The following is a 5,674-nucleotide window of genomic DNA, read 5'->3' on the forward strand; positions in this document are numbered from 1 at the left end:
AAGCACAGCCATAGCCCGGGCTATGGCGAGCATTTGCAACGACGAGCAGGGGCCTTTTGGCGTGATGAGCGGGCATGATCGAAATACTCTCAGCCTCTCAGGCCCCGCCTTCGCCCCAGGGGCCTTGCGGGCCAAGCGATGGCTCATCGGCTTGATTGCAAGCTACGCAACGACCGACTATGCGCGTGAGTCGCGAAGCCCTACGCCCGCTCGAGCCTGGCGCTTCCCGCTTCCACCGTGAACTTCGCCAAAGTCTCGATGGCCGGGGCTTTCTTCGTCACGTCGCTCACGACACGCAAGGTTGCCGTGAGCCTGCGCGGCGTGAACTCCGCGACGCCGTAACCATTGCGTTCGGAGTCGGCGAACACGAAATGCGGATTGTTCGCGAGCCGCTGCGCTGTCTTGGCGCTGCCGGCGGAGCGCGAGGTGATGCTCGTTCCGCACAGCTCGACGCCAATGGATGGACTCTTCGCATCGGCGTAGTCCGCCTTCACGTGCCCGACCCAGTTCTCATGCATGTCGCCGCCCAGCAGAACGGCATTCGCAACCTCGTGCTTGCGAAGCTGGCCCAGCATGCGCGTGCGCGCCGCCGGGTAGCCGTCCCAACCATCGTTCCACACGGTGGGGCCGGCGGTGGCGGTGGCGAGGCTTCTCGGCCCGAACAAGGTCTGCTGCCCGACGATGTTCCAGCCCTTGCTGGCACCTGCAAGCACCTTGTCCAGCCAGGCTTCCTGCGCAGCGCCCAGCAGCGTTCTCTTCGGGTCGGACAAGGCGGCACATGCCGATGGGTCGACGAGGCCCGAACCGGGTTTGCCGCCGCGCGTGCAAACCTGCGCGTCGCGGTACTGGCGGTCATCGAGCAGATAGAGGGCGGCCAACTTGCCGAATCGCAGCTCGGAATAGATGCGCATCTCGGCACCTTTGGCCATACCGGCGAGAGCCTGCGTCAACACGGATGCCGGCAGCGGCATGTGCTCGTAGAACGACTGATACGCCGCCGTTCGACGCGCAAGAAAATCACTCACCGCTGGACCGCTCTCGCCTTGCGTCAGGCCCGCATAGTCGTTCTGCACTTCATGGTCGTCCCAGGTCACGAGCCACGGGCAGGCCGCGTGCATTTCCTGGAGGTCAGCCTCTGCTTTGTGAAGCTCGTAGCGTCTGCGATAGTCGTCGAGCGTGATCGTCCAGCCGCCGGAAGGAACGCGCACCGCGTGTGCGGCATTCGGGTATTCGTAGATGTAGTCGCCCAGGAATACGACTGCGTCGAGGTCTTCAGCAAGCATATGGCGGTAGGCTCCAAAGTAGCCATGCTCGAAGCGTTGGCAAGACGCGTACGCGAGCCGCAACCGCGCGGCGTTCGCGTCAGCTGCGGGGAACGTCCGCGTGCGCCCGATGGGGCTTCGCTCGTCGCCGGCGAAGAACCGATAGAAGTACCAACGGTCGGCAGCCAGGCCCGGCACTTCCACGTGAACCGAGTGGCCGAGTTCGGCAAGCGCCTGAGCCTGTCCGCTCTTCACGACATGCCTGAAGACATCGTCCTCGGCCACTTCCCATCGCACGGTGATGGGTTGCGTGCCGAGATTCGAAGAGAGGACTCCGCGTGACACCAGCCGAGTCCACAGCACCACCGATTCGTGCGTGGGCGATCCGCTCGCCACGCCTAGCGTGAAGGGGTTGCCGCTGAATTTGGGCTGGCTCCAGGCGCTGCGCGGCAGCCACAAGGTGCTGGCGGCAGCAGATGCCAGCTTGAGAAGACGTCGTCGATCGATGATCATGCCGCGCAGCGTATCGCGTCCGAATCGAATTACTTTCAGCGAACTGGTTTTTTGTTCATGGCGAGCGAAGACACGATTTGATGTCAACGTTTTGGTGAAACGCAGTACTCTTAGATAACACGACGCACGCCAAGAACCAAAGGAAAACGAATCATGTGTCGACGCATCTGGCTCCTCGCCGCCCTCCTCGTCTTCACCTCCCTCAGCGGATGCGGCTATAACGACTTCCAGCGCCTGGACGAACAGGTCAAGGCTGGCTGGTCGGAAGTTCTGAACCAGTACAAGCGCCGCGCCGACCTGATTCCCAACATCGTCGAGACGGTGAAAGGCGAAGCCAAGTTCGAACAGGACACGCTGACCAAGGTCATCGAGGCGCGCGCCAAGGCCACCAGCATCCAGGCCACGCCAGAACTCATCAACAATCCCGTGGCCTTCGACAAGTTCCAGAAGGCACAAGGCGAGTTGACCGGGGCACTGAGCCGCCTGTTGGTGGTGGCAGAGCAATACCCCAACCTCAAAGCCAACGCGGCCTTTCAGGATCTTCGGACCCAACTCGAAGGCACCGAAAACCGCATCACCGTCGCGCGCAACCGCTACATCAAGGCCGTGGCGGAATACAACGTCCTCGCGCGAAGCTTCCCGACCAATCTGACGGCAAAGATGTTCGGCTATTCGGTCAAACCGAGCTTCACAGTCCCGAACGAAGCCGAGATTTCGACACCACCGCCGGTGAGCTTCGACAAGCCGGCATCGAAGTAGGCGGCGTTTCGTGCCACTCATGCCTCGCTGGGTTCCCGGGCTGGCCGCTTGCCTGGCATTCGCCACGTGCGTCTGCGCACAAGACGTCTTGCCGGTGCCGACCTTGAGCGGCCGAGTCATCGACCAGACCGCGACCTTGACGCCAGCGCAAAGCGACGCACTGACACAAAAGCTCGCGGCGCTGGAGCAGCAGAACGGCGCGCAGGTCGTGGTGCTCATGGTGCCGACGACGCAACCTGAAGACATCGCGTCCTACGGCCAGCGCGTCGCCGATCAATGGAAGATCGGGCGGCGTGATGTGGGCGACGGCGTGCTCATCGTCGTGGCGAAGAACGACCGGCATGTGCGTATCGAGGTGGCCAAGGCCTTGGAAGGCGCCATTCCGGACGTCGCGGCAAGACGCGTCATCACAGCAGTGCGCCCGGCGTTTCAGGCGAGCGACTTCGCGGGTGGGCTCAACCAGGCCATCGATCAGGTGTCATCGCTCATCCGCAAAGAGGGTTTGCCGCCGCCCGAACCCGGCAAAGAGCCGAGGGCAAAGAACCAGGAGCGGGGTGTCGGATGGGATCAACTCGCGATGTTCTTCTTCATTGGCGTACCGATGCTGGGCGCCATGCTGACGCGCCTTTTCGGCCGCAAGCTGGGCTCGTTGGCGACGAGTGCGGCAGCGGGCGGCTTGGGCTGGTGGCTCACGGCCAGTGCCTTGCTCGCAGGGGCCGCGGGCCTGATCGCGCTCGTGCTGGTCGGATTATTCGGCGTGGGCTCGTCGCGACGAGGCGGGCTCGGTGGCTTCGGCGTGCCGATCGTCTTTGGCGGGGGCAGTGGTGGTGGCGGCTGGAGCGGCGGAGGCGGCGGCGGCGGAGGATTCAGCTCCGGTGGGGGCGGCGACTTCGGCGGCGGCGGCGCTTCAGGAAAATGGTGACGCATCGCCATGAACAAGCTCAATCGCATCCTGAAGCACCGTTGGCGCGACGAGACTGACGCAAAGCGTGCTCTTGGCGCCGGCGCGCTCGAACGAATCCAGCAGCGCGTCGAGGCCAGCGAGCGACATCACAGCGGTGAAATCCGCGTGTGCATCGAGGCCGGCTTGCCCTTGTCGTACCTGTGGCGCGACGCCACGCCACGCGAGCGCGCCGTGACCCTGTTCGGCAAGCTGCGAGTCTGGGACACCGAGTGCAACAACGGCGTGCTGATCTACCTGCTGCTTGCCGAACGCAGCATCGATATCGTGGCCGACCGCGGCGTATCACGGCATGTGCAGCAGGAACAATGGGACGCGATCGTCGCCAGCATGCGCGAGTCGTTTCGCATGGGGCGTTTCGAAGAAGGCGTGATCGCCTCCATTGACGCGGTCGATCGGGCGCTGGTGAAACATTTCCCGCTCGCAGTCGGGGCGGTCAATCCGAACGAACTCCCGGATGAACCTCAGCTGAGAGGCTGAGAGTATTTCGAACGTGTCCGAGCAGCACGTCAAAAGGCGCCTGATCTAGACAAAGCGCAGCCATAGCTTGGCTATGGCGAGCATTTGCAACGACGAGCAGGGGTCTTTTGGCGTGATGAGCGGGCATGCTCGAAAAACTCTCAGCCTCTCAGCCAAAGCCCTTGCCGATCAGTTCGACCAGGAGCGCATTGACGCCGCCTTCGTGCTTGACCGCGCGCTCATTGATCTTCTTGACCAGGTCCGATGGCAGCTTGCATGCAAAGGGCACGAGCCCCGCAGCGGCGTCGCGCCGACGTTGCTCCTTGCGATCCACCACCTTGCTCGCCGCCTCACCGAAGCGGCCCGGCGTGCCGGCGGCTTTCATCTGGCCGCTGATCTTGAGGGCGAGGTTCTTGGCGAGATCGGTCTTCTTCATGCTCATTCGGGGAACTCCTTTAACGGCGCCGATTGTCGCCCGGCCCGCATAATCCTCCTCTTTCCCGGGACCTTCATGGCACTCAAAGCCACCATTCACAAAGCCAACATCCAGCTCGCCGACATGGACCGCAATGTCTATGGCGATCACGCCGTGACAATCGCGCGGCATCCCTCGGAAACTGACGAGCGCATGATGATCCGCCTCCTGGCCTTCGCATTGAACGTGCCTGCCAGCGACGACCAAGGCGGCCTCGATCTCGCCAAGGATTTGTGGGACACCGACGAGCCCGCTCTTTGGCACAAGGACCTCACCGGCCAGATCGTGCACTGGATCGACGTGGGCCAGCCCGACGACAAGCGCCTCATGCGGGCGAGCCCGCGATCGGAACAGGTCAGCGTCTACACCTTCACTGCCAGTTCGCCGATCTGGTGGAACGGCATCGCCACCAAGATCACCCGCGCCAACAACCTGAAGGTGTGGTTGATCCCCGCAGAGCAATGCCAGGAGCTCGCCACGCTGGCCCGGCGCACGATGCAGCTACAGGTGACTGTGCAGGACGGTCATGTGTGGGTGGGTGACGGGGAGCGATCAGTGGAGATCGCTCCTGAAAAGCTTTACGGCACGGACTGAGAGGCTGAGAGTATTTCGAGCGTGTCCGGGCAGCACGTCAAAAGGCGCCCCAGCCGCCTCGACGGGAACGACGAGAAAGGCCTCGAACCTGATCTCGGCAATGCACAGCACGTCGGGGTTGGGCGTGCGGCCGGCGTCGTATTCGCGCAGGAACTCGGCGAAGACGCGGTCTTTGTAGTCGAGAGGTTCTGGACGCTTCGCAAATTAGGGCTGCGCCTTCGTTTCTGTGACATGCGCAAAGAACTTCTTGCGTATCGTCGCAAATCCATATTTGCAAGCGCAGGAAAGGCGCGTCCAGAAGATGAACACCAGCCGAACGAGCTCTAGCAGCAGCGATCCACGATACGACTTAGAGGCATACGAGCAATACAGAGAAAGAGCGTCGCAGTCATCTCGCAGCAGGGGCAGCAGCATCGCGTCCAGAAGTGACACCGACCTCAACTTGCGCCAGTCTTTGCCACGAGCACGCTTGGCAATACCCGCCGAAGACGACAGCAGATCCTCGGTCTCCAGCCTCGATATGCAATCGTTCTATGACTTGGGTGCCTACTTGTCCCATCCCGTGTGATCATGTGCCAATCCGCAGCTGGCCGCTGTTCCGAGCCAGAGACCTTTTGCGGGGTGTTATCGAAGCCTTCCAACACGAGAAAA

Annotated in this window: 6 protein-coding genes and 1 pseudogene; 4 read left to right on the top strand and 3 right to left on the bottom strand. The window is 62.4% G+C overall.

The genetic code is table 11. The features are described 5' to 3' along the window. Window positions 1-200 precede the first annotated feature (200 nt). Window positions 201-1,775 carry an alkaline phosphatase D family protein gene (locus AC30NL_RS05840; protein ID WP_489463073.1) on the bottom strand — a complete coding sequence of 525 codons (1,575 nt, stop codon included), beginning with the start codon at window positions 1,773-1,775 and terminating at the stop codon, window positions 201-203. Between the two features lie 153 nt (window positions 1,776-1,928). Between AC30NL_RS05840 and AC30NL_RS05845 the strand changes: the two genes are divergently transcribed. The 3 genes from AC30NL_RS05845 to AC30NL_RS05855 are packed head-to-tail and all read left to right on the top strand — an operon-like array spanning window position 1,929 to window position 3,975. Next, the gene (locus AC30NL_RS05845; protein WP_489463074.1) at window positions 1,929-2,534 is read left to right on the top strand and encodes a LemA family protein; all 606 of its coding nucleotides are present in this window, start codon (window positions 1,929-1,931) and stop codon (window positions 2,532-2,534) included. A gap of 19 nt (window positions 2,535-2,553) precedes the next feature. Further along, window positions 2,554-3,456: a TPM domain-containing protein gene (locus AC30NL_RS05850; protein ID WP_489463078.1), complete on the top strand. Its 903-nt coding sequence runs from the start codon at window positions 2,554-2,556 to the stop codon at window positions 3,454-3,456. A gap of 9 nt (window positions 3,457-3,465) precedes the next feature. Continuing rightward, the gene (locus AC30NL_RS05855) at window positions 3,466-3,975 is read left to right on the top strand and encodes a TPM domain-containing protein (RefSeq protein ID WP_489463075.1); all 510 of its coding nucleotides are present in this window, start codon (window positions 3,466-3,468) and stop codon (window positions 3,973-3,975) included. A 148-nt stretch (window positions 3,976-4,123) separates the two neighbouring features. Here AC30NL_RS05855 and AC30NL_RS05860 read toward each other — a convergent pair whose 3' ends face one another. After that, window positions 4,124-4,396 (bottom strand): hypothetical protein, encoded by a 273-nt coding sequence (locus AC30NL_RS05860; protein WP_489463076.1) that lies wholly within the window; start codon window positions 4,394-4,396, stop codon window positions 4,124-4,126. Between the two features lie 69 nt (window positions 4,397-4,465). Between AC30NL_RS05860 and AC30NL_RS05865 the strand changes: the two genes are divergently transcribed. Next, complete coding sequence (locus tag AC30NL_RS05865; RefSeq protein ID WP_489463077.1) at window positions 4,466-5,023, top strand: YaeQ family protein; 558 nt, start codon at window positions 4,466-4,468, stop codon at window positions 5,021-5,023. Window positions 5,024-5,095: 72 nt separating this feature from the next. On the opposite strand, the pseudogene mnmA reads toward AC30NL_RS05865, so the two are convergent. Further along, window positions 5,096-5,203 (bottom strand): annotated as a pseudogene (mnmA, locus tag AC30NL_RS05870) (tRNA 2-thiouridine(34) synthase MnmA); the annotation flags it as partial. Window positions 5,204-5,674: the final 471 nt, after the last annotated feature.

Source organism: Rhizobacter sp. (genome assembly GCA_021153565.1).
Lineage (GTDB): Bacteria > Pseudomonadota > Gammaproteobacteria > Burkholderiales > Burkholderiaceae_C > Albitalea.

Coding starts and splice junctions, on each gene's coding strand:
- AC30NL_RS05860 (WP_489463076.1), bottom strand. CDS start 4,396: ATGAGCATGAAGAAGACCGATCTCGCCAAGAACCTCGCCCTCAAGATC.
- AC30NL_RS05850 (WP_489463078.1), top strand. CDS start 2,554: ATGCCTCGCTGGGTTCCCGGGCTGGCCGCTTGCCTGGCATTCGCCACG.
- AC30NL_RS05865 (WP_489463077.1), top strand. CDS start 4,466: ATGGCACTCAAAGCCACCATTCACAAAGCCAACATCCAGCTCGCCGAC.
- AC30NL_RS05855 (WP_489463075.1), top strand. CDS start 3,466: ATGAACAAGCTCAATCGCATCCTGAAGCACCGTTGGCGCGACGAGACT.
- AC30NL_RS05840 (WP_489463073.1), bottom strand. CDS start 1,775: ATGATCATCGATCGACGACGTCTTCTCAAGCTGGCATCTGCTGCCGCC.
- AC30NL_RS05845 (WP_489463074.1), top strand. CDS start 1,929: ATGTGTCGACGCATCTGGCTCCTCGCCGCCCTCCTCGTCTTCACCTCC.